A 21,883-nucleotide genomic window follows, 5' to 3' on the forward strand; every position below is an offset into this window, starting at 1 on the left:
ATGGTGCGCGAGCTTTCTCACTACGTCGGCGGCCAGCATGCAGCCGGCAGCTCAGGCCGCTTCGGCGACGTCTTCGACCCCTGCGCAGGAACTGTCCAGGCCCTTGTGCCGCTGGCCGGCCGGGACGAGGTGGCCAACGCTGTTGCTGCCGCCGCAAAAGCCCAGGAGGAATGGGCGGCCATGAACGCCCAGCGCCGCGGCCGGATCCTGCTTCGGTTCGTGGACCTGGTCAACCGGGACATGGACGCACTCGCGCGGCTGCTGTCCTCCGAACACGGAAAAACCCTCGCCGACGCCAGGGGAGACATCCAGCGCGGCCTGGAAGTGGTGGAGTTCGCCGCCGCCGCACCCCACCTGCTTAAGGGCGAGTTTTCCACCGAGGCCGGACCGGGGATAGACATCCATTCACTCCGCCAGCCCCTGGGCGTAGTGGCCGGAATTACGCCGTTCAACTTTCCCGCCATGATTCCGCTCTGGAAATCCGGACCGGCCCTGGCTGCAGGCAACGCGTTCATCCTGAAGCCCTCAGAGCGCGATCCTTCCGTGCCGCTCCGCCTGGCCGAGCTCTATTCCGAAGCGGGCGTACCGGATGGTGTGTTCAACGTGGTCAACGGTGACAAGGAAGCGGTGGACTCCCTCCTGGAGGATCCGCGGGTCAAGGCCATCGGGTTTGTGGGATCCACCCCTATTGCCCAGTACATCTATGCCACAGCCGCCGCCCACGGCAAGCGGGCGCAGTGCTTTGGCGGCGCCAAGAACCACATGGTGGTCATGCCGGACGCAGACATGGACCAGGCCGCCGACGCCCTCATTGGCGCCGGGTACGGCTCGGCCGGAGAGCGGTGCATGGCCGTTTCCGTGGCCGTCCCGGTGGGGCAGGAAACCGCTGACCTGCTGGTTGCCAAACTCCAGGACCGGGTGAAGGGCCTGAAAGTGGGCCACAGCCTTGACCAGGAATCGGACTTCGGCCCGGTGGTGGCCAATTCCGCCAAGGAACGGATCGAAGGCCTGATCCAGGCTGGAGTGGACGAGGGCGCCACCCTCCTGGCGGATGGCAGGGGAATCACAGTGGAAGGTTACGAGGACGGTTTCTGGGTGGGGCCAACGCTTTTCGACCACGTGACGCCGGACATGGGGATCTACCGGCAGGAGATCTTTGGTCCCGTCCTCAGCGTGGTGCGGGCGGGAGACTACGATGCGGCACTTCAGCTGTGCAGCAGAAATGAGTTCGGCAACGGCGTGGCCATCTTCACCCGCGACGGTGATGCAGCCCGCGATTTCGCCACCCGGGTGGATGTGGGCATGGTGGGCATCAACGTCCCTATCCCGGTGCCGATCGCGTATTACACGTTCGGGGGCTGGAAGGCGTCCGGATTCGGCGACCTGAACCAGCACGGCGCAGACGCCTTCCGCTTCTACACCAAGACCAAGACGGTCACCTCACGGTGGCCTTCGGGAATACGGCATGGGGCCAGCTTTGTGATGCCGGAAGGAAGCTGATGACGGACAGCCTGAACACCGCTACGGATCATCGGGCCGAGGTGCTGTTTGAGCGCCGCGGCGGCCTGGGGGTCATCACCCTCAACCGGCCCCAAGCCGTCAACGCGTTGACCGCGGGAATGGTGCATGCTCTTTTCGGGCAGCTGACAGCCTGGGCTGACGACGACGGCGTTGCCACGGTCCTGGTGCGGGGCGCCGGTAACCGTGGGCTGTGCGCCGGCGGCGACATTGTGGCCATCTACGAGGACATGCTGGCCGGCGGCGGGCTGACGGCGGACTTTTGGCAGACAGAGTACCGGCTTAATTCCCTTATTGCCCGCTACCCCAAGCCTTATGTGGCCCTGATGGATGGGCTGGTGTTGGGCGGCGGTGTGGGGATTTCCGCGCACGGTTCAGTCCGGGTGGTGACTGAACGGACCCGGACGGGCATGCCGGAGACCACCATTGGTTTTGCGCCCGACGTCGGGGGCACCCTTCTGCTGTCCCGGGCGCCGGGGGAGGCGGGAACCCATGCGGCGCTGACCGGCGCCCACCTGAGCGGGGCGGACGCCCTGCACCTTGGACTCGCCGACCGCTACGTTCCGTCGGACAGGCTCGAGGACCTGCTGGTGGCGCTGGCAAGCGAGGCCGCGGAAGCCGCCGTCGTGCGTTACAGCGAGGCGCCGCCGCCTTCGGCCCTTGAGCAGCAGCGTGACTGGATTGACAGCTGCTACGCGTCCGATGACGCCGAGGAGATTGTCCGGCGCCTCCGGACCTTTGATGGTGAAGGCGGCGAAGCGGCCCGGATTGCCGCCGACACCATCGAAGCGAAGTCGCCCACGTCAGTGAAGGTCACGCTGGCCTCGCTGCGCCGGGTGAAGGGATTCACCCTTGATGAAGCCCTGGCGCAGGAGTACCGGGCGGGTTTGCGGTTCCTGGAAGCGCCGGACTTCCGGGAGGGCATCAGGGCGCAGGTGGTGGACAAGGACCGCTCGCCCCGGTGGCGGCCGCCCACCCTGGCGGAGGTGCTGCCCCGGCAGGTGGAACGCTTTTTTGAGCCTCTGGGCGGCAAGGAACTTGACCTGCAGCTAAAGGAGGCGGACTGTGCCTGAGAAGTACAGCGTTGCATTCCTGGGCCTTGGCCACATGGGAGGACCCATGGCGGTGAACCTGGTCAAGGCGGGGTACACGGTAGCCGGCTTCGACGTCGTGCCCGCAGCCCTTGAGGCAGCCCGCACCCACGGTGTTCCGGTGGCAGCCAGTGCTGTTGAGGCAGTAACCGGTGCAGACGTGGTCCTGACCATGTTCCCGAGTGGCCGGCATGTGCTCGATGCCTATGCCGGCACGGATGGCGGCCCCGGACTGCTGGCGGTGGCTGCCCCCGGAACGATGTTCCTCGACTGTTCAACAATTAATGTGGACGAAGCCCGGGAAGCAGCGAGGCTGGCCGTTGAAGCCGGTCACCGTTCGGTGGATGCGCCGGTATCCGGCGGCGTGGTCGGCGCCGAGGCCGGGACCCTCACGTTTATGGCCGGCGGCGACAGAGCGGACTTCGAGGCAGTGCTGCCGCTGCTGGAGGTGATGGGCAAACGCGTGGTCCACTGCGGCGCCCATGGTGCTGGACAGGCAGCCAAAATCTGCAACAACCTGATCCTGGGCGCCTCCATGATTGCCGTCAGCGAGGCCTTTGTGCTGGGGGAGAAGCTGGGCCTGAGCCACCAGGCACTGTTCGATGTGGCGTCGGCGGCGTCCGGGCAGTGCTGGGCGCTCACCACGAATTGCCCTGTGCCCGGCCCCGTCCCCACGAGCCCGGCCAACCGTGATTACCAACCCGGTTTCGCCGGAGCCCTGATGGCCAAGGACCTCAACCTTGCCGTCAACGCACTGCGCGGCACGGGAGTGGCAGCCCGGGTTGGACCGCTGGCGGCGGAAATCTACGATACGTTTGCCGCGGAAGGCGGTGCAGGCCGGGATTTCTCCGCGATTATCACGGACATTCGGGACAAGTCGAACGCGCAGGACAATTCGGCGGGCGTTGCGGCATCCGGATTGCCGGCTGCCGTCGATCCACACCAGGAACCACCCGCATCACATCAGGCAGCGCAGGACGACGGGAGCCCCGAATGACGGAATACACGAATATCCTCGTGGAACAGCGGGGCCGGGTGGGCTTGGTGACGTTGAACCGGCCGCAGGCGCTGAACGCCTTGAATAAAGCCACCATGGAGGAGCTCGTGTCCGCCGTCCGCACCATGGATGGCGATCCCGGTACGGGGGCTGTGGTCATCACCGGCTCGGGTAAGGCCTTTGCCGCCGGGGCTGACATCAAGGAGATGGCTGCCCAGGGGTACATGGACATGTACGCCGTTGACTGGTTCCGCGGCTGGGAGGACTTCACCCGGCTCCGCATACCTACGGTTGCCGCAGTCTCGGGATTCGCCCTCGGCGGCGGCTGCGAGCTGGCAATGATGTGCGATCTCATCATCGCGGGGGACAACGCGAAGTTCGGCCAGCCGGAAATCAACCTCGGCGTGCTGCCGGGCATGGGCGGATCGCAGCGGCTGACCCGCGCCGTGGGCAAGGCCAAGGCGATGGACCTGATCCTCACCGGCAGGTTCATCGGGGCGGAGGAGGCTGACCGCTGCGGGCTGGTATCCCGGGTGGTGCCCGCTGAGGATGTTGTGGGCGAGGCGATTAAGGTCGCCGAGGTGATCGCCGCGAAGTCAAAGCCGGCGGCCATGGTGGCGAAAGAGGCCGTGAATGCCGCCTTTGAAACGGGACTGGCCCAGGGTGTCCTGCTGGAGCGCAGGCTGTTCCACTCCCTGTTCGCCACCGAGGACCAGAAGGAAGGCATGGCGGCATTCACGGAAAAACGCCAGCCCGAATTCAAGCACCGGTAAGCGAAAGCGACTCCCGGTAGGCAGCCAGGTCCGCCGCCATTTCCTCGGCCATGAGGTGGTTATTGATGACGACGGCGGTCCAGGCAGCAGCTGCCGCGGAGGCAAGCACCTGCGCCTTCAGGTCCGCCACGTTTCCCGCGGCCCAGACGCCCGGGACGGTGGTGGCACCGTCCGCATCGGTCGCAAGGTAGGTTCCTATTCCGGCTGGATGCTCGGACGGAACCAGTCCGAGGCCGGCAAAAGCCTCCAGCCTGGCCTGGACCCGCGGCCCCACCACCAGGGCCTCCACCGCGATTTCCGGGCCTCCGGCCAGGGCGACTCCCCGCACGCGGTCATCCTCCACCCGGACTGCTTCCACGCTGCCGGCGGCCACCTTGATCCCGCGGGCTGCGAGTTGTTCCGCTTCGGCGTCGGACGGGACAACCTTGTTGTTGAGGAACAGGGTGATGTTGCTGCTCCACTGCCGGAAGAGCAGGGCCTGGTGGACGGACCACGGTCCGTTCCCAATGATCCCAATCGCCTGGCCGCGCACCTCCCAGCCGTGGCAGAACGGGCAATGCAGCACGTCCTTGCCCCAGCGTTCACGGATCCCCGGAATTCCCGGCAGTTCGTCCACCAGGCCCGTGGTGATCAGGACCCGGCGGCCGCGAAGCCGCGAGCCGTCGTCGAGCGTCACTTCGAAGCCCTGGTCCACGTCCCCGCGGGCAGCACGAACCGCGCCACGGACGATGGCAGTACCGTACTGCTCTGCTTCGCCCCGGCCAATCGCCAGGAGGTCTGCAGGCTTGATGCCATCGCGGGACAGGAAACCGTGGACTCCTTCGGCGGGGGCGTTGCGTGGTTCATCGCTGTCCACAACCACTACGGAGCGGCGGCTTCGCCCCAGCATCTGTGCGGCGCTAAGACCGGCAGCACCGCCGCCGATAATCAGGACATCGGACATGAGTTCCTTGGATGTAGTCATAGCCCTCATCATCTTGTGACGCGTTCGGCAATGGCAAAGTCTTTTGCCGGAATGGCAAGATGGGGTCATGGATGAACAATTGGACGATGTCCTGGCGGCTGTGGGACCGAGATTGCGGGCACTCCGCCTCGCCAGGGACATCACCCTGTCAGCACTGGCGGAAGCTACCGGGATTTCGGTCAGCACCTTGTCCCGGCTGGAGTCCGGCCAGCGCCGGCCCAACCTCGAGCTTCTCCTGCCGCTGGCCAAGGCCCACCATGTCCCGCTCGATGAACTGGTGGGTGCTCCTGCCACCGGGGATCCGCGCGTTCACCTGCGTCCCATCAAGGCAAGGGGAATGACGATCATTCCGCTGACCAGGAGACCGGGCGGCATCCAGGCCTACAAACACATCCTGCCCGCCGGGCGGTTGGAGGAGCCCAGCCCGAAGGTGCATGAGGGTTACGAGTGGTTGTACGTGCTCAATGGAAAACTTCGAATGGTCCTCGGCAGCCAGGACCTGGTGCTCGGCCCCGGGGAAGCGGCGGAGTTCGATACCCGCGTGCCGCACTGGTTCGGCCGCGCGGACGGCAAGCCGGTGGAATTCCTTAGCCTTTTCGGTACGCAGGGGGAGCGGATGCACGTCAGGGCCAAGCCGGCCTGAGCCCCGGTCCCAGCCATTGCAAAGGTGCGTAAGGTAGACAGGGCAGACCAAACGTGGACGCGGACGGGGAGTTGTATGTGGGCAATGGCGGCGGATGCAGGCGGATCGGCCGATAACCTGACGGGACTGGTGGGCATAGCTGCCCGGGGGATCGAGCAGTTGGGCGAATGGGGAGTGGGGCTCTTTACCCTTGCTGAAACCGTGGTGCCGCCCATCCCCAGCGAAGTGATCCTGCCGCTGGCCGGTTACCTGGCAAGGCAGGGAACCTTGAACCTGTTCCTCGTTTTTTTCACCAGCACGCTGGGAGCCTACCTGGGTGCGGTGTTCCTGTACTGGCTGGGCGGCAAGCTTGGGCTTGAGCGTTCCATCCGGGGCCTGTCCCGGCTGCCGTTGGTGGACCGGGAGGACTTTGAGCATGCAGCGGGCTGGTTCCGCCGCCACGGAAGATCCTCCATCTTCTTCGGCAGGCTGCTCCCTGGCGTGCGGAGCCTGATCTCCCTTCCGGCCGGAGCTTCCGCCATGCCGTTCGGGATGTTCAGCCTTTACACCCTCGCAGGCAGTGGCCTGTGGAACGGAGCGCTCCTGGGTTTGGGTTACCTGCTGGGCACCCAGTACCGGCTCATCGAGGAATACTCGCGCTTCCTGAACTACGCCGTTTATGCCGCCTTGGGCGTCACTGTGGCGCTGCTCGTGGTCAGGCGCGTCAAGCGGACGAAGGCCTCGCGCTGAACCGGCAGTGAGAAAGCCCGTCAAGAAACGCACGGGCCCGGTCAGGCGTCGATAAAGTCGCCGGCGTTCCTGCGGAAGTCCTGCAGGATCCGGATCAACTGGTTTACATCCTCCGGCCCGAATCCCGAGTGGCTGAATACTCCATTGTTCAGTGCCGCCGTCGAGCGCTTCACCAGGGTGCGGCCCTCGGCGGTGAGCTCAACCAGTGTGGTGCGGCCGTCCGTTGGGTGCGGGGAGCGGCGCACCAGCCCCGCGTCCTGGAGCCGGTCCACGGCATTGGTGATGGAGGTCGGGTGGACCTGGAGCAGTGTGCTCGCTTTCTTCATGGAAAGCGACCCGTTCCTGGCGAAGCTCAACAGCGCGAGCAGCTCATAGCGTGCGAACGTTAGCCCGAAAGGCTTGAGGGTGAGTTCGATCCTGGCCATCAGGATCTGCTGCGTGCGCATGATGGCGGTGATGGCAGCCATTGGGGCGGCGACGTCCGCCCAGCCGCGCTCCTCCCAATTGCGGCGGGCTTCTGCAATGGGATCGCGGGACAGTGGAGTGCCCAAAGCCAGCCTTTCGCAAGTGATGCACCTCACGTTCGTGAGGATCTGTGCAATATAGTAGGACATCCAATGGTTTCGTGAAGCGGTGTGGGAACGAGGGGGAGGACGGACGATGCAGCCCCCAGTGCAAGGCGGTGGTGCACCTCCCTTTCCGGACGCGGACCTGATGTACATCGTGGACCTCCTGCCGCCGGCCGAGCGCGAGAGGTACGTCGGCATCCGCCGGTTCCTGCAGTCCTCCGTCCGGCAGCCTTCCATCGAGTACTGGAACCGCGAGGAGTTCCCCTTTGGCCTCCTGGCGGACATGGGCAAGCATGGCCTTGGCGCCCTCCAGTTGGACGGCAGTTCCTACCTTTTCAAGGGCCTTATGTATGTGGAACTTGCCCGGGCGGACGTGTCCCTCTCGGCGCTGGCCGGGATCCACAATGAGCTGATTCTCGGGATGATCACCCAGCTGGGATCCGAGGAGCAAAAGGCCCGGTGGCTGCCGGGCCTGAAAACTTTCCGCCACCTCGGAGCCTTTGCGCTGACGGAGCCGGAGCACGGCTCGGACATCGCCGGGGGGCTGGAAACCTCAGCCCGGCTCGACGGCGGTACCTGGGTCCTTAACGGGGCCAAGCGCTGGATCGGAGCCGGGACTATCGCCGATTTCGCCCTCGTATGGGCACGAGACCGGGCGGACGGGGAAATCAAGGGTTTCATCGTGGAGTCAGACCGTGCCGGCTACTCCGCAACCAAGATCTCGAACAAGATTGGCCTGCGGATCATGCAAAACGCGGACATCGTGCTGGAGGACGTGAAAATTCCTGCCGCCAACCTCTTGCCGGGGGCTACCAGCTTCCCGCGGGTCAACGAACTGCTTCGTGACTCACGCGCCTGGGTTGGCTGGCAAGGAGCCGGGATCCAGCTCGCCGCCTTCGACGTCGCCCGCGCCTATGCCCTCGGCCGGCGGCAGTTCGGCAGGGAGCTGGCCCGGTTCCAGCTGGTCCAGCAACAATTGGCGGACATCCTGGGCAACGCGTCGGCATCGTTGGCGCTGATGGCACAGCTGGCCCGCATCCAGGAGGACGGGAAGCTGGAGATGGCGCAGGCGGCCATGGCCAAAGCCACCACCACACGCTTGGCACGTGCCTCGGTGGCCATGGGCCGTTCCCTGTTGGGCGGCAATGGCATCAGCAGCGATTATGAAATGGGCAAGCTGTTCGGTGACGCGGAAATCCTGTACACCTACGAGGGCACCTATGAGATCAACTCGCTCATTGTGGGAAGGGCTGTTACGGGAAAATCCGCCTTTACCTGAGGTCCCCCTTCTTCACTCCAGCCGGGGCCGGGCCGTTGTCCCTCCGGCCCTGCGTGGGTAGCATCGAACACTAAGCCTACTTAGTGTTTATCGCGGGTGCTCGTTGAAAGGGGAGGCAGAATGCGCGTCAAGAATTCAGTGGTGGTGATCACCGGGGCGTCCAGCGGGATCGGCAGGGCCACTGCCCTGCGCTTCGCCGGCAAGGGGGCCCGGCTCGTCCTGGCCGCCCGGGGAGCGGAATCCCTGGAAGCCGTGGCTGCTGCGTGCCGGAAACGCGGTGCGGAGGCCATCGCCGTCCCCACCGATGTAACCGATGCAGACAAGGTGGAGGCACTGGCATCCCGTGCCGTTGAGGAGTTCGGGCGGCTGGATGTGTGGGTCAACAACGCAGCGGTGGGCGTCTTCGGCCTGCTGACCGAGATTCCGCCAAAGGACTTCCAGCGGGTACTGGATGTGAACATTAGCGGCTACGTCAATGGCGCCCGGGCTGCGCTGAACCGCCAGACCGCCCAGGGCTCGGGCACCCTGATCAACGTTTCGTCCATCGTGGCGGAAACCCCGCTGCCCTACTCTGCCGCGTATTCCATATCCAAGGCCGCGGTACGGGCCCTCAGCGTCAGCCTGCGCTCGGAACTGGCCCGCGAAGGCGTTACCGGCGTGAACGTGTGCACGGTCCTCCCGGCCACTATTGATACGCCGTTCTACCAGAACGCAGCCAACTTCACGGGCCGCCGCCCCAAGGCCATGCCCCCCGTCTACACCCCGCAGCGGGTGGCGAAAGCCGTGGTGAAGCTCGCTGCCCACCCGCGCCGGGAAACCGTCGCTGGAGGACTGGGAGGCCGGCTCCTGGTCCTCCAGCACAAGTTCACGCCGGGCGCAGTGGAAGCGGCCACTGCCCGCCAGGTGGACCACCGCCAGCTCTCGCGGCGGCAGTCAGCCACGGTGACTACGGGGAACCTCCGCCAGGCGTCGCAATCCATCGGAAAGGCGTCCACCACGGGCGGATGGCACGGCCGGCGGCGGACCGCGCAGCGGACGCTAGCGGGCGCGGCAGCTCTGGCCGGTGCCGCGGTCGCCTTGCGGAAGCGGCTGGGCTGACTGTCCCGGGCTGCACCAACCCTGCCCTGCCATGCCCTCGCCGTCGCCGGCAGTACTCGTCAGAGGTTCCTTTCGGCGTAGGCGCGCAGCGCGTCCCGCACGAAGGCGGCACCTGCCTCGCCACCGTAGTTGGCCGCGAACCGGGCATCAGCGACGTACATCTCCGCAAGCCCCACGACATACCCCTTAGCGTCCCCGCCGCTTTCGGAAGCGGGAGTGCCGGGGATGGACGTCAACCACTCAACATGGCGCCGCGCCAGCTCCTGCGCTTCGGGGCTGTCAGCGGCGAGGCCTGATCCGGACGCCGTGATCCAGTCGCTGCCGAGCCTTTCGGCGCGGGACTTCCACTCCCGTTTTTGCTCAGTTCCCATGCCGCGCCACCAGGCATCGCTTTTGGCGTACGCATCCTTGCCCCAGCGCTCCTCCACCTCGTCCTTGTACTGGGTGTGGTCGAAGCCGTCAAACATCTTCTCGGCCATGAGTTCGCCTCCTCCTTTCACTGTTTCGATCGTTTGCTGTACGGACAGAACCTGCCGGGCCAGCCGCTCCTGCTCCTGCCGGAGCCAGTCCAGGTGGCGGCTCAGCGCTGTGACCGTGTCCTTCTCGTGCTGGAATACCTCGGCGATGGCCGGCAGCCCCAGCCCGAGTCCCCGGAGCAGGAGGATCCGTTGGAGCTGCAGGAGCGCTGCCGCGTTGTAATAGCGGTATCCGTTACTCCCCACGCGGCTGGGCTTCAGCAGCCCGATGTCGTCGTAGTGCCGGAGTGTCCGGCTTGTTGTGCCTGCCATCCTGGCGACATCCTGGATGGACCAGTCCACGCCGGCCCCCACTTCGGTTGCTTCCATGCTCCGAGCGTAGGGGTTGACGCAGCGTCAGGGTCAAGCAGGTGTTCAGCGGCGACGCTTACGCCGTGACCGGGTCCGGGGCGAGCGGACGCGGGCCTGGGCAACAAGGCGGGTGAAAGCGAAGATGAAGACTGCCTCGATAAGGATCATCAGCGCCACAAGCAGCCACTGTTCCTCGGCGACAAATACGACGCAGCCTGCGAGCGCGAGCACTGTCCCGAGCACCAGGGTGTAGACGGCAAAACCCACGGCAACGCGGGCGCTGCGGACGCCGGTCCGGAAACCGAAACCGTGGGGCTCCCCGCCGGGCTGCCCTGGAACGCGGTCCGGCGCGGCGGGCGGGAGCCTGTCGAACTCTTCCCACGGATCCTTCGCTGGGTCGTTGCCTGAACCGTGGTCCGGGTGCTGTCCGGTCATAGTCCAATTATCCCAGCACCGGCTCAGGGATACGGGGCAGGAAACCGGGACGTCAGGTCAGGAAACTCCGCGACGTTCACCAACGTCCTTGCAGGGCAGGTATAGCGGACACAAAAACAGCGGCCCCTCCAACTGATGTTGGAGGGGCCGCTGCCGTGGCGAGGTTCCTCCTGCAGGTGCGGGAGGCAAGCCGAAGCCTTAGAGCGGGCGGATGTTCTCTGCCTGCGGGCCCTTGGGACCCTGGGTCACATCGAATTCGACCTTCTGGTTCTCATCGAGTGAGCGGTATCCGCTGCTGGCGATTGCTGAGTAGTGGGCGAAAACGTCAGCGGACCCGTCATCGGGGGCAATGAAGCCAAAACCCTTTTCGGCGTTGAACCATTTAACTGTGCCTGTTGCCATGGCTGCATTCCTTCGTGTGACTCTGATTCTCTCCCCGGGCCACCGGCCCGAGGTGCGCGGAGAACGTCCCCCGCAGTCCCCAACGTACGGGGCTGGGGCCAACCTTGCAAGGGTAACGGCGATAAAGTGTTGTCAGCGCATGCCCTCGCGGCGGATTGCGGTGGCAATGGCAGCGGCCCTGGTCTCCACGCCAAGCTTGGCGTAGATGTGGGCGAGGTGGGTCTTGACCGTGGCCTCAGAGATGAAGAGGCGCTGTCCGAGTTCCCGGTTGCTGAGGCCTTGCGTGAGGAGGCTGAGCAGTTCGGCCTCCCGCGGAGTGAGGATTTCGTCGGGGTTGCGCAGCTGCTGGAAAAGCCGGGAGGCCACGGGTGCGCTCATGACGCTCTTGCCTTGGACTGCCCCACGGATGGCCGCGAAGATCTCGTCAGGTGCGGCGTCCTTCAGCAGGTATCCCATCGCGCCGGCGTCCACTGCCCGGACGATGTCCGCGTCGGAGTCGTAGGTGGTGAACACCAGGATGGCCTGCCCTTTGTTGCGCTCGCGGATCCGGCGTATGGCCTCGATCCCGTCCATGCCTGCGCCCATGGCCAGGTCCATCACCACCACGGCGACGGCGTCCTGTTCGAGGCGTTGCAGCGCTTCCTCCCCGGACGCTGCCTCGGCGACGATGGCGATGTCAGGTTGGGTGCCCAGCAGGGCCCGCAGTCCGCTTCTCACCACCAGGTGGTCGTCCACCAGCAGCACCGTGATGGCGCTCATGCAGACTCTTCCGGGCCTGCATGCCCCTTGGGTTCCTCGGGCGCGGGCAGCTGGGCCGCGACGATGGTCCCTCCGCCAGGTTCGCTTTCCACTGAGAAAACGCCGCCCAGCTGCTCCACCCGCTGCCGCATGGCCCGCAGTCCGTACCCTCCGGCGTCCGACGGCGGTGCTGCCGCCGCGGGATCGAAGCCGGCACCGTCGTCGTGGACGTCCAGGGTGACCGCGTCCGGTAGGTAGCCGAGGGTCAGCGTGGCGGTGGCGGCGCCCGCATGGAGCTTGATGTTCGAGGCAGCGCTTTGGACAACCCTGAGGAGGGCGTGGCGGACATCGGGCGGGACCGTGCGTGGTTCACCGGTGACCAGGAGCCTGGCGTCCGGGACGTACTGCCTTGCCGCGAACAGCAGGGCCTCAGGCAAGGGTGATGCGTCCAGGCCGGGGGAAGCAAGTTCATGGACCAGGCTGCGGGTCTCGGACAGGTTGCCCCGGAGCAATGCGGTGGCTTGGCCGAGGTCGGCGTGTGCTGAAGGACTGGGCCACGCCCTGCCGGCTGCCTCCAGCAGGAGCAGGCTGCTGGCCAGCCCCTGGGTCACGGTGTCGTGGATCTCCCGGGAGACACGTTCCCGTTCGGCGATGGTTCCTGCCCGGCGCTCACTGGCTGCCAGCTGCCCTTGGGCGAGGGAGACTTCCGCGTGAAGGCGGCGCTGTTCCTCGGCGTCGTGCTGGATCCTGTCGTAGATCAAGGTCAGCATCAGGCCCACGGCCAGCGGGCCGAGGAGCATGGCAAGGTCCGTGCCGCTGCTTAGCCGGAACAACCCTGCCGCGGTGGCAGCAGCGGTGGCTCCCGCCGCTGCGTAGGCGGCTGCACCGCTCAATGCACTGCGGCACAGGAAGAAGAGCGCGAACGAGCACCAGGCAAAGCTCGGGGCCGCAATGACCAGGACGGCCCACACTGCAACCAGGGTGAAGACCCAGGGCGCTCCCGGTTTCCCGCGCGATGAAAGGACGGCGACGGCGAAGTACAGCAGGCAGGCGGCCGCAGCGAGCCCCAGGACCAGGACGTTGTCGGCAGGGCTGTGCCGCATCACATACCGGACCAGGGACGCCACCAGCAGGACGGCGAAGCCACAATGAACGGCGGCGTCAATGCTGTGGAAGCGGGCCGCGTTGCTGGTGGACGCGCCGGTCCCGTGCGGGCCAGTCCGGCCGTCAACGGCTGAGTCGGGGAAGGATGGGGCCGGGGCGGGGCTGGCTTGGGTAGGCATGGGAGTTCCGGTTCCGGTGGGGAATGCTACCCACCATGCTATTGCCCCCGCCCTTGCACCGTCTCTCAACCTTTTGGCTGATACGGCTGGCCCGTTGGAGCAGGACTGTACAGCCAAAGGCCCGATGGCAGGCGGCCGGAGCCCCGGAAGGATTGGGGATGAAATGAACACCGCTCCGAACGTGGGGCTCCGAGCAAAGGAAACAGCATGAAGAAGTCCACAAAAGTTCTTGCCGCCGCAGCCGCCGGCACGCTTGCCCTCACCGCCGGGGTAACAGTTGCCGCGAATGCCGGCGCCGGTTCCGCCACCGCCGTCCCTGCTGCCGACATCCAGCCCGTGCCGGAGAACGTGGTGCAGCAGAACCGTATCTCGGTGGGCGCCTCAGCTAAGGCGGTGGAAGCGGCGCTGGCCAAATGCCAGGCCGACAAGCTTCCCTTTGTGACGGTGGCATTGGTGGACCGCTTCGGCACTGTCCAGGCGCTGCTTCGCGGCGATAACGCGGCCGAGCACACCATTGAAGCCGCGCAACAGAAGGCCTACACCGCCGCCGCCTTTGGAACCCCCACCAGTGAGCTGGCCAAGCGGATCAACGGAACCGGCCCCAGCATCGCCGACCTCCCAGGCACCCTTTTCCTGGCCGGCGGCGTTCCGTTGAAGGTGAACGGGGTTTCGGTGGCCGGCATCGGCGTCGGCGGCGCTCCCGATGGCGCACTGGATGAGGCCTGTGCAGCAGCCGGAGCGGATGCCATCGTGGCCGCCGGTGCCGCCAAGTAGGCTACGCGTATGAGGTGGTTCGGGACTGTGTTTTTGGTGCTTATCCTGACCGCGTGCCAGGCGGGCACGCAGGAGCCGCAGCAGCCGGTGTCCGGGTCGCCGTTGGTCCTGGCCACCCCGGACGCCCAACCGCCCGCGGGGGACCCGGCATCATCCCAGGCGTCCCCCTCGCCGACCGCCACTTCAACCCGTCCGGCCCTTTCGGCCGAAGCCCAGGCACAGCTTGACCAGGAGCTGATCGCCGCCGCCAAGGCCAACAACGCACCTTTGGTGAAAGAGCTGATTGCCCGCGGCGGCAACGTCAACGCCAAGGACGCCATCCAGGATTCGGCGTTCCTCTATGCAGGTGCGGAGGGCTTCAACGATGTGCTGCAGTTGACCCTTGCAGCGGGCGCTGACGTTGCCGGCATCAACCGCTACGGCGGCACTGCCCTGATTCCGGCCAGCGAGCACGGCCACGTTGGGACGGTCCGGATCCTGATCGCCGCCGGCGTTCCGGTCAACCACGTCAATAACCTCGGCTGGACCGCGATGCAGGAAGCCATCCTGCTGAATAACGGCGGGCCCAGGCAGCAGGAAGTGGTCCGGCTTCTCCTGGCAGCGGGCGCCGACCCCAACATCAGGGATCCGGATGGAAGGACCGCACTGCAGAACGCCGAACGGCTGGGCTTCGTTGAGATCGCCGCGCTGATCCGCACCCGGGGCTAAGCGCTGGAAGTCAAGGCACGCTGGGTCTCCCCACCTTTTGCCGGGGAACCACAAGGGCACCCCGCACTTTTAGTGCGGCGCGCCGTCGTCGTCCCTCGAAGGTGGGGAGGTTCGGCGCTACACAGCCTCCAGGACACTGACGTAATTGGCGATGCCCACGCCGCCCATGTTTTGGACCGCGGCGCGGCGGGGGTTGGCGAGCTGCATGCCGCCCGCGGTCCCGGTTAGCTGCATGGCAGCGATGACGTGCTGCGAAACGCCTGTCGCTCCCACCGGATGGCCCTTCGCCTTGAGGCCTCCGGAGGCGTTGACGGGCAGTTTGCCGTCCTTGTGCACCCAGCCCTCCTCGATGGCGCGGGCACCCTGGCCCGGTTCCGTCAGGCCCATCGCCTCGTACATCAGCAGCTCCGCGATGGTGAAGCAGTCATGCACCTCCGCGAAGTCCAGGCCCTCCAGCCCGGTGCCGGCCATCGCCAGTGCACGCTGCCAGGACACCCGCGTGGCGTTGAAGGCAACCGGGTCCCGGCGCGAGGCGGGGAAGAAGTCGTTGGCGTGGCCGAAACCTGCCAGCCGCACCGGTGCAGTGGCACCGCCGGCCGGGGAAGTGGACAGCACGACGGCGGCGGCGCCGTCGGACACGGGGGAGCAGTCAGTGCGGCGCAGCGGGTCTGCCACCATGGGGTTCTTGTCGGAGACGGTGCGGCAGAAGTCCTCGCCCAGGTCCTTGCGCAGCTGGGCGTAGGGGTTGTCCACGCCGTTGCGGTGGTTTTTAGCGGCGATGCTGCCCAGGACGTCACCCAGGTTGCCGTCGCCGTACCGCTTCCCGTAGTGCTTGGCCACCTCGGCAAAGAGCCCCGTGAAGCCGGTGGTGGAGGTTTTGCCCGCCATGTCATAGTCGGCGCCCAGCAGGCCTGCCCCCACAACGTCGGCGCCCGCGTGGGTCATCTTTTCCGCGCCAATCACCAGCACTGTCTTCGCCGTGCCCGCCAGGAGGGACTTTGTGCCCTGCTGGAACGCAGCGGAACCGGAGGCGCAGGCATTCTCCACGCGGGTGGCGGGAACGTTCGCCAGATCTGCCGAGACCTGCAGTGCCAGCGAGGACGGGAAGGCCAGCGGCATCATGCCGGAGTTGAACTGGCCGAGGTAGATTTCGTCGATCTGGCCGGGCTCGACCCCGGCGTTCGCGATGGCCTCGGTGGCAACCTGGACGATCAGGGACTCCAGGGTTTCCTCCGTGAGTTTCCCGAAGCGGCTGTGCCCCCAGCCGGTCAGGAGAACATCCTTGCCGAACTGTTCCTGCAGGCTCATGCTGTGGCTCCTTCCAGGGCATCGGCTGCCGGTGCCGGCGCGTCCAGGGCGACGGTGAACCCGGCTTCCGTCTTTTCCCGGATCTCCTCCACCGTGACGCCCGGGGCGAGGCGGGTCAGCGTGAGCTGCCGCCCGCCGTCGTCCGTCCTGTAGAGGTCGAAGACCGCGAGGTCACTGATGATCCGGTCCACCACCGCAAGGCCTGTCAGTGGCAGGGTGCACTCGCGCACGATTTTGGCGCTGCCGTCCTTGGCATTGTGCTCGGTGAGGACCACCACGCGGGGCGTCCCGGCCACGAGGTCCATGGCGCCGCCCATTCCCTTGACCATCTTGCCGGGGATGGTCCAGTTGGCGAGGTCGCCATTGCCGGAGACCTGCATGGCCCCCAAAATGGCTACTTTGACGTGGCCGCCCCGGATCATGCCGAAAGAGGTGGCGGAATCGAAGATGCTCCCGCCCGGCAGCACCGTGACGGTCTGTTTGCCGGCGTTGATGAGGTCGGCGTCCTCCTCGCCCTCGTAGGGGAACGGTCCCATGCCCAGCAGGCCGTTTTCGCTCTGCAGCACAACCCGGACGCCGTCGGGCAGGTTGTTGGCCACCAGGGTGGGAATCCCGATGCCGAGGTTGACGTAGTCGCCGTCGTTCAGTTCTTCGGCTGCGATGGCAGCCATTTCATCCCTGGTCCAGGCCATGGGGGTCTCCTTGAATGAGTAGTGGGGGTTAGGCCGGGACAGCTTCAGCAGTGCGGCGTGCGGCGGGGCGCACGGTGCGCTGCTCAATGTCCTTGATCCGGTCCCTGGCCTGCACCAGGCGCTGGACGTACACGCCGGGCGTGACGATGTGGTTGGGGTCCAGTTGGCCCGGTTCCACGATGACCTCGGCTTCCGCGATGGTCAGGAGCCCGGCGGTGGCAACCACCGGGTTGAAGTTCCGGGCGGTGTAGCGGTAGATCAGGTTTCCGTCCGTGTCTGCGGTGTGCGCGTGGACCAGGGCGACGTCGGCCCGGATAGCGCGCTCGCGGACGTACGTTTCGCCGTCGAACACCTCGTGCGGCTTGCCCTCGGCCACCAGGGTGCCCACGCCGGTTTTGGTGTAGAAAGCGGGGATGCCGGCGCCGCCGGCACGGAGGCGTTCCGCGAGCGTGCCCTGCGGGGTGAACTCCACTTCCAGGTTGCCGGCCAGGTACTGCTCGGCGAAGAGCTTGTTTTCCCCCACGTAGCTGGCGATGACTTTGCGGACCTGGCCCGCTTCGATCAGGATGCCCAGGCCCTTGCCGTCCACCCCCATGTTGTTCGAGACCACCGTCAGGTCTTTCACGCCGGAATCGCGGACGGCCTCGATCAGGTCCGCGGGAATGCCGCTCAGGCCGAAGCCGCCCACGGCAAGGGTGATGCCGTCCTGGAGTGCACCTTCCAGGGCAACGGCGGATGCTGGTTGAAGTTTGGACATGGCGCCTCCTCATTGAGAACCCCGCGATGGTGGTCCATCTTATGGACGCGGGCTTGGGAAAGGACACTACGGGCGCGGCGAAAGGCCTGTCAAGCCCCGCAAATCCTGGGTTAGTTACCGGTTTTACAGTGTGGACGGTAGCATTGGCCGAGTCCATAATATGGACGGCTGAGGAGGAAAATGAGCAGTTTACCCGTACAGGGCGCGCAGGTTGTCAGCCGCATCGCCGGGCTGTTGCGGCTTGTGGGGCGCAGTGCTGAGGGGATGCCGCTGTCCGCGCTGGTGAGGGAATCCGGCCTCACACGGCCCACGGTCCACCGGCTCCTCTCCTCCCTCGCGTCCGAGGGATTGCTGGATCACGACGCAGGCAGCGGCAACTGGGTGCTGGGCCCGGAGATGCTCCTCATGGGGTCGGTGGCAGCCGCGCGGTTTCCGTTGGAGGACATTGCGCGGCCCAGCCTCCGCAGGCTGGCCGAGGCCACCGGCGAGAGTGCCTTCTTCTCCATCCGCCGCGGTTCCGAGACGGTATGCCTCCTGCGGGAGGAGGGGAGCTTCCCGGTCCGGTCCTTTGTGCTGCACGAGGGCGTCCGGTTCCCCCTCGGTGTGGCCTCCGCAGGCACCGCCATCATGGCATTCCTTCCCGAGGCCGAGCAGGAGGAGCTATTCAAGGGATGGGCGGAACACGCAGGTGCCTTCGCTAAGGCGCATCCGGAGGAACTGGTCCGGGCCAACCTCGAACAGACCAGGCTGTCGGGGTACTCCCTGAATCCGGGACTGGTGCTGGAAGGCAGCTGGGGGATGGGCGCCGCGGTGTTCGATGCGTCAGGCAGGCCCGCCTGGGCGCTTTCCCTCACCGGGATCGAGCCCCGCTTCAAGCCCGAGCGGCAGGAGGAGCTGGGCGGCCTCCTGATGGCCGAGGCGCACCGCATCACCCAGCAGCTCAATGGGGACGGGAAGGGGAGCCGGACGCGCTGAGCCTCCCCACCTTTGCCGGGGAACGACGACGGCGCGCCGCCCTTTCCGGTGCGACGCGCCGTCGTGCTTCCCCAAAAGTGGGGAGTTTCAGCGGCCCCCAGCTGAGTTCCTACACAGCTGAGTTCCTACAGCCCCGCGCGGGGCTCCTCCGGGCCCTGGTGCTTCCACCAGGTGTCAAAGATGGTGACGGGAACGGTGCGCTTGTGCCGGGTACGCAGGTACTTCTCTTCAATCAGCTCGGCAACGGATTCAGGGACATCCCGTCCTTCCAGGTAATCGTCGATCTGGTCGTAGCTCAGGCCCAGTTCGTCCTCATCCGTGCGGCCCGGCCTGTCGTCCAGCAGGTCCGCCGTGGGCACCTTTTCCCAAACGCGGGCAGGAGCGCCGAGCTCGGCCAGCAGGGCACGGTTCTGCCGTTTGTTCAGGCCAAACAGGGGAAGGATGTCGGCGCCGCCGTCGCCGTATTTGGTGAAGAAACCGGTGACTGACTCGGCCCCGTGGTCCGTGCCGATAACCAGGTAGTTGTGTTCTCCAGCCAAGGCATACTGGGCGATCATGCGGGTGCGTGCCTTGGTGTTGCCCTTGTGGAAATCGGAGATTTCCGAGCCCACGGTCTTCTCGAACTCGTCCTCGAAGCCGTCCACGGCGGCAGAGATGTTGAAGGTCCACTCGGTCTTGGGCCGGATGAAGTCCAGGGCAGCCTGCGCATCTTCCTCGTCGTGCTGGACCCCATAGGGCAGGCGCACGGCCACGAAGTTCGCGTCAACACCCTCGGCCTCGAGCTCTTCGATGGCCAGCTGGGCAAGCTTTCCGGCCAGGGACGAGTCCAGGCCGCCTGAAATGCCCAGGACGAAGCCCTTGGTGTGGGTGGCTTTCAGGTAGTCCTTCAGGAAGGAGACGCGCTTGCGCACCTCCCCGGCGGGGTCGATCCGGGGCTGAACGCCCATTTCTTCGATGATGCTGGCCTGGAGTTCGCGCATGGGGTCCAGCCTAGCCAGCACTGCCAATCAGCCTCAAGCATCCACACCGGCCCGCCCCCACTAAACTGGAGTCCATGACTTCCCCCAGTGACACTGCAGTAAACACTGCAGCCGCCCGCGCCCGCCTGCTGGAACTGATCAAGGAACTCGCCGTGGTCCGCGGCAAGGTCATCCTGTCCAGCGGAGCGGAAGCCGATTACTACATCGACCTCCGCCGCATCACGCTGCACCACGAGGCCTCCAAGCTTGTGGGCCAGGTCATGCTGGCCCTGGCGGATGACGCCGGAATCGACTTCGAGTGCGCCGGCGGACTCACCATGGGGGCTGACCCCGTTGGTACCGCCGTGATGCACGCCGCCGTTGACGCCGGTCGGAAGGTTGATGCGTTTGTGGTCCGCAAGGCCCAGAAGTCCTACGGCATGGGCCGCCAGGTGGAGGGCCCGTCCGTGGAAGGCCGCAAGGTGCTGGTACTCGAGGACACGTCCACCACAGGCGGCTCGGCGCTGACGGCAGTGGAAGGCGTCCGGAAGGCCGGCGGCAACGTTGTGGCCGTTGCCGTCATCGTCGACCGGGACACCGGGGCCAAGGAAAAGATCGAAGCCGAGACCGGCGTCCCGTACCTGTTCGCCTTCGGCAAGGACGAACTCGGGCTTTCCTAGGCCCGTCGTCACGGAAGCCCGGGCACAATGTGCCCGGGCTGTCGATGTTGGAGCGGGAGGGAGGGCTGGCCTATCATTTGCGTTATCCCCTTAACTCCCCTGTACGGAGAACGTGCACGATGCTCCCCCCTCAACAGCCCTTGAGCGCCACCGACCAGATCCAGAACCTCATTCTGGAAAGTGCCGACTTCGAGGACTTCCTGAACGAACTGGCGCGGTTCTCCGCCCATCAGATGGCTGGCGACGGCGACGACGCACTCTGCGGCATCACCCTGCTCCGGGACCGCAAGGCGGCCACCATAGGCTGGAGCAGTGACTCGGCGCGGGAAGTGGACGAAATCCAGTACTCCTTGTCCCAGGGCCCCTGCCTGACTGCGGCAGAAGAGGAGCGTGAAGTGCATGTTCCGGACCTCTTCGAGGAGGACCGCTGGGGACCGGACTACGCGGCAGCGGTGGCTTCCCACGGACTGCGGTCCGTTCTGTCGCTGCCCTTCAACCTGCAGGGTGAAGCGAAAGCTGCACTGAACCTGTATTCCGACGTACCGCACAAATTCGATGACCGTGCCACCGCAAAAGCGCGTGGCTATACAAGGGAAATTTCGCAGGCACTGAGGCTGGCCGTGAGGTTCTCGCTTCACACGGACAGCGCCACAAATCTTCGCGCCACCCTGGAGTCCCGGACCATTATCGACATCGCCATCGGCATTGTGATGGCACAGAACAGGTGCAGCCAGGAGGCAGCAGTCAGCATCCTCACCGAGGCCTCCAGCAACAGCAACACCAAGCTGCGGGATATCGCTAAATCGTTGGTGGACTCGGTCGGGGGCGCGGGTACGCGCACGCATTACCAGGAACCCGGACAGCGGCAGGCCGACCAAAGCGCGTGACAAACGGCTTGTGCCTGGCTCGTGCTGGAGGTTACGCTTACCGAGGTTGAGCCGTCGGCCATAGACACCCTCTTTTGGAGTACCTATGGACCGCGCATTAAACGCCCTCGTCAACCTCGATGTCCATGCCGACATTGTCTGCATCGACGTCCGCGGAAGCTTGAACCAGGAGTCCCGGCCGGGCCTTGTCCAGATCATCCGCCGGATCAGGAGGATAGGGATCCGTTCCCACATCCGGGTGGAGCTGTCCCGCGCCGCCATGGTGGAGTCGTCGGCGCTGGCCGGCCTTCGCGGAGACCTGAATGCCATCGACACCGGCGCCCTGCCAGGGATATACGGGGCAGGAGTGTCCCTTGACCTCTCACCCATCCGGGATGATTGGGCCGCGCCTGACGTCGCTGAACAGCACCTGACCATTCTTGACGGCTTCTCCGCCGCGGCCATCGCAGATATCAGCGCAATTGGTTACCCGGCAGCCGAACTTGCCGAACCGGGGATTCCGCCATTGGACCTCACGGGCTTCGAGGTGCTGTGTGGACGCGCGCTGGAGGAGTACTCGGACGAGGAATTGCTGCTTGCCAGCGATACCCTTTTCACCCTCCTGGACAACCCGGCAGCCTTCCCGGGGTCGGACCTGCTGGCCCGGTACGACGACATCGGGCAGGAGATGCTCCGGCGCCAACAGGACACTCCAGCCCCAGTTACGGCGGCGGAAGGACAGGCAGCCAGCTGATGCGGCGTCACTGAAAGGTTACCGGCGGCTTCTTGCGACGGTGTCTTCCAGTGTGCCTACGGTA

Annotated in this window: 25 protein-coding genes; 14 read left to right on the forward strand and 11 right to left on the reverse strand. The window is 65.8% G+C overall.

The window, feature by feature from the left end:
• Genes M1D32_RS03035 through M1D32_RS03050 form a run of 4 tightly spaced genes read left to right on the forward strand, consistent with a single transcriptional unit; the run spans nucleotide 1 to nucleotide 4,379 of the window.
• On the forward strand, nucleotides 1-1,500 hold the full coding sequence (locus M1D32_RS03035) for a CoA-acylating methylmalonate-semialdehyde dehydrogenase (RefSeq protein WP_458780886.1): 1,500 nt from the start codon (nucleotides 1-3) through the stop codon (nucleotides 1,498-1,500).
• On the forward strand, nucleotides 1,500-2,591 hold the full coding sequence (locus M1D32_RS03040; protein WP_458780887.1) for an enoyl-CoA hydratase/isomerase family protein: 1,092 nt from the start codon (nucleotides 1,500-1,502) through the stop codon (nucleotides 2,589-2,591). The genes M1D32_RS03035 and M1D32_RS03040 overlap by 1 nt, the downstream gene beginning before the upstream one ends.
• A 34-nt stretch (nucleotides 2,592-2,625) precedes the next feature.
• Nucleotides 2,626-3,606 carry a 3-hydroxyisobutyrate dehydrogenase gene (gene mmsB / locus M1D32_RS03045; protein WP_458782269.1) on the forward strand — a complete coding sequence of 327 codons (981 nt, stop codon included), beginning with the start codon at nucleotides 2,626-2,628 and terminating at the stop codon, nucleotides 3,604-3,606.
• Entirely contained in the window at nucleotides 3,603-4,379 is a 777-nt protein-coding gene (locus M1D32_RS03050) for an enoyl-CoA hydratase (RefSeq protein ID WP_458780888.1), read from the forward strand. Before mmsB ends, M1D32_RS03050 begins: the two co-directional genes overlap by 4 nt.
• Here the strand turns inward: M1D32_RS03050 and M1D32_RS03055 are convergent.
• Nucleotides 4,366-5,343 carry an NAD(P)/FAD-dependent oxidoreductase gene (locus M1D32_RS03055; protein WP_458780889.1) on the reverse strand — a complete coding sequence of 326 codons (978 nt, stop codon included), beginning with the start codon at nucleotides 5,341-5,343 and terminating at the stop codon, nucleotides 4,366-4,368. The two genes, M1D32_RS03050 and M1D32_RS03055, sit on opposite strands and share 14 nt — an antisense overlap.
• Nucleotides 5,344-5,410: 67 nt before the next feature.
• On the opposite strand from M1D32_RS03055, the gene M1D32_RS03060 reads away from it, so the two are divergent.
• Nucleotides 5,411-5,986 (forward strand): helix-turn-helix domain-containing protein, encoded by a 576-nt coding sequence (locus M1D32_RS03060; protein WP_458780890.1) that lies wholly within the window; start codon nucleotides 5,411-5,413, stop codon nucleotides 5,984-5,986.
• Nucleotides 5,987-6,061: 75 nt separating this feature from the next.
• Nucleotides 6,062-6,715, forward strand: coding sequence for a DedA family protein (locus tag M1D32_RS03065; protein ID WP_458780891.1), 654 nt, complete (start codon nucleotides 6,062-6,064; stop codon nucleotides 6,713-6,715).
• Nucleotides 6,716-6,756: 41 nt separating this feature from the next.
• Here M1D32_RS03065 and M1D32_RS03070 read toward each other — a convergent pair whose 3' ends face one another.
• Complete coding sequence (locus M1D32_RS03070) at nucleotides 6,757-7,266, reverse strand: MarR family winged helix-turn-helix transcriptional regulator (protein ID WP_458780892.1); 510 nt, start codon at nucleotides 7,264-7,266, stop codon at nucleotides 6,757-6,759.
• Nucleotides 7,267-7,375: 109 nt separating this feature from the next.
• Here M1D32_RS03070 and M1D32_RS03075 point away from each other — a divergent pair, with 109 nt between their 5' ends.
• Together M1D32_RS03075 and M1D32_RS03080 are read left to right on the forward strand one after the other, a co-directional pair.
• On the forward strand, nucleotides 7,376-8,563 hold the full coding sequence (locus M1D32_RS03075; protein ID WP_458780893.1) for an acyl-CoA dehydrogenase family protein: 1,188 nt from the start codon (nucleotides 7,376-7,378) through the stop codon (nucleotides 8,561-8,563).
• Between the two features lie 120 nt (nucleotides 8,564-8,683).
• Entirely contained in the window at nucleotides 8,684-9,661 is a 978-nt protein-coding gene (locus M1D32_RS03080; protein WP_458780894.1) for an SDR family oxidoreductase, read from the forward strand.
• A gap of 59 nt (nucleotides 9,662-9,720) precedes the next feature.
• On the opposite strand, the gene M1D32_RS03085 is transcribed toward M1D32_RS03080, so the two are convergent.
• From M1D32_RS03085 to M1D32_RS03105, 5 genes are all read right to left on the reverse strand, one after another.
• Entirely contained in the window at nucleotides 9,721-10,506 is a 786-nt protein-coding gene (locus M1D32_RS03085; RefSeq protein WP_458780895.1) for a MerR family transcriptional regulator, read from the reverse strand.
• Between the two features lie 45 nt (nucleotides 10,507-10,551).
• Nucleotides 10,552-10,923, reverse strand: coding sequence for a hypothetical protein (locus M1D32_RS03090; protein ID WP_458780896.1), 372 nt, complete (start codon nucleotides 10,921-10,923; stop codon nucleotides 10,552-10,554).
• Between the two features lie 198 nt (nucleotides 10,924-11,121).
• Complete coding sequence (locus M1D32_RS03095) at nucleotides 11,122-11,325, reverse strand: cold-shock protein (RefSeq protein ID WP_013599688.1); 204 nt, start codon at nucleotides 11,323-11,325, stop codon at nucleotides 11,122-11,124.
• A 132-nt stretch (nucleotides 11,326-11,457) separates the two neighbouring features.
• Nucleotides 11,458-12,084 carry a response regulator gene (locus tag M1D32_RS03100; RefSeq protein WP_458780897.1) on the reverse strand — a complete coding sequence of 209 codons (627 nt, stop codon included), beginning with the start codon at nucleotides 12,082-12,084 and terminating at the stop codon, nucleotides 11,458-11,460.
• Nucleotides 12,081-13,346: a sensor histidine kinase gene (locus M1D32_RS03105; RefSeq protein WP_458780898.1), complete on the reverse strand. Its 1,266-nt coding sequence runs from the start codon at nucleotides 13,344-13,346 to the stop codon at nucleotides 12,081-12,083. The genes M1D32_RS03100 and M1D32_RS03105 overlap by 4 nt, the downstream gene beginning before the upstream one ends.
• 207 nt (nucleotides 13,347-13,553) lie before the next feature.
• Between M1D32_RS03105 and M1D32_RS03110 the strand changes: the two genes are divergently transcribed.
• Both M1D32_RS03110 and M1D32_RS03115 read left to right on the forward strand, forming a co-directional pair.
• Nucleotides 13,554-14,120: a GlcG/HbpS family heme-binding protein gene (locus M1D32_RS03110; RefSeq protein WP_458780899.1), complete on the forward strand. Its 567-nt coding sequence runs from the start codon at nucleotides 13,554-13,556 to the stop codon at nucleotides 14,118-14,120.
• Nucleotides 14,121-14,129: 9 nt separating this feature from the next.
• Complete coding sequence (locus tag M1D32_RS03115) at nucleotides 14,130-14,828, forward strand: ankyrin repeat domain-containing protein (protein ID WP_458780900.1); 699 nt, start codon at nucleotides 14,130-14,132, stop codon at nucleotides 14,826-14,828.
• 117 nt (nucleotides 14,829-14,945) lie between these two features.
• Here the strand turns inward: M1D32_RS03115 and M1D32_RS03120 are convergent, their stop codons facing one another.
• Genes M1D32_RS03120 through M1D32_RS03130 form a run of 3 tightly spaced genes read right to left on the reverse strand, consistent with a single transcriptional unit; the run spans nucleotide 14,946 to nucleotide 17,585 of the window.
• Nucleotides 14,946-16,136, reverse strand: coding sequence for an acetyl-CoA acetyltransferase (locus M1D32_RS03120; RefSeq protein WP_458780901.1), 1,191 nt, complete (start codon nucleotides 16,134-16,136; stop codon nucleotides 14,946-14,948).
• A complete protein-coding gene (locus tag M1D32_RS03125; RefSeq protein WP_458780902.1) occupies nucleotides 16,133-16,828 on the reverse strand; it encodes a CoA transferase subunit B in 696 nt (231 codons plus the stop codon). Before M1D32_RS03125 ends, M1D32_RS03120 begins: the two co-directional genes overlap by 4 nt.
• A gap of 28 nt (nucleotides 16,829-16,856) precedes the next feature.
• Nucleotides 16,857-17,585: a CoA transferase subunit A gene (locus tag M1D32_RS03130; RefSeq protein ID WP_458780903.1), complete on the reverse strand. Its 729-nt coding sequence runs from the start codon at nucleotides 17,583-17,585 to the stop codon at nucleotides 16,857-16,859.
• Between the two features lie 180 nt (nucleotides 17,586-17,765).
• Between M1D32_RS03130 and M1D32_RS03135 the strand changes: the two genes are divergently transcribed.
• Complete coding sequence (locus M1D32_RS03135) at nucleotides 17,766-18,560, forward strand: IclR family transcriptional regulator (protein ID WP_458780904.1); 795 nt, start codon at nucleotides 17,766-17,768, stop codon at nucleotides 18,558-18,560.
• A 125-nt stretch (nucleotides 18,561-18,685) separates the two neighbouring features.
• Here M1D32_RS03135 and nadE read toward each other — a convergent pair whose 3' ends face one another.
• Nucleotides 18,686-19,540 carry an ammonia-dependent NAD(+) synthetase gene (gene nadE / locus M1D32_RS03140; RefSeq protein WP_458780905.1) on the reverse strand — a complete coding sequence of 285 codons (855 nt, stop codon included), beginning with the start codon at nucleotides 19,538-19,540 and terminating at the stop codon, nucleotides 18,686-18,688.
• A 74-nt stretch (nucleotides 19,541-19,614) separates the two neighbouring features.
• On the opposite strand from nadE, the gene pyrE reads away from it, so the two are divergent.
• The 3 genes from pyrE (at nucleotide 19,615) to M1D32_RS03155 (ending at nucleotide 21,819) form a co-directional block, all read left to right on the forward strand.
• Nucleotides 19,615-20,199 (forward strand): orotate phosphoribosyltransferase, encoded by a 585-nt coding sequence (gene pyrE / locus M1D32_RS03145; protein WP_458780906.1) that lies wholly within the window; start codon nucleotides 19,615-19,617, stop codon nucleotides 20,197-20,199.
• Nucleotides 20,200-20,318: 119 nt separating this feature from the next.
• The gene (locus M1D32_RS03150; RefSeq protein WP_458780907.1) at nucleotides 20,319-21,086 is read left to right on the forward strand and encodes a GAF and ANTAR domain-containing protein; all 768 of its coding nucleotides are present in this window, start codon (nucleotides 20,319-20,321) and stop codon (nucleotides 21,084-21,086) included.
• Nucleotides 21,087-21,171: 85 nt separating this feature from the next.
• The gene (locus tag M1D32_RS03155; protein ID WP_458780908.1) at nucleotides 21,172-21,819 is read left to right on the forward strand and encodes a hypothetical protein; all 648 of its coding nucleotides are present in this window, start codon (nucleotides 21,172-21,174) and stop codon (nucleotides 21,817-21,819) included.
• The last annotated feature ends 64 nt before the right edge of the window (nucleotides 21,820-21,883 follow it).

It is taken from the genome of Arthrobacter sp. D3-16 (genome assembly GCF_054408515.1).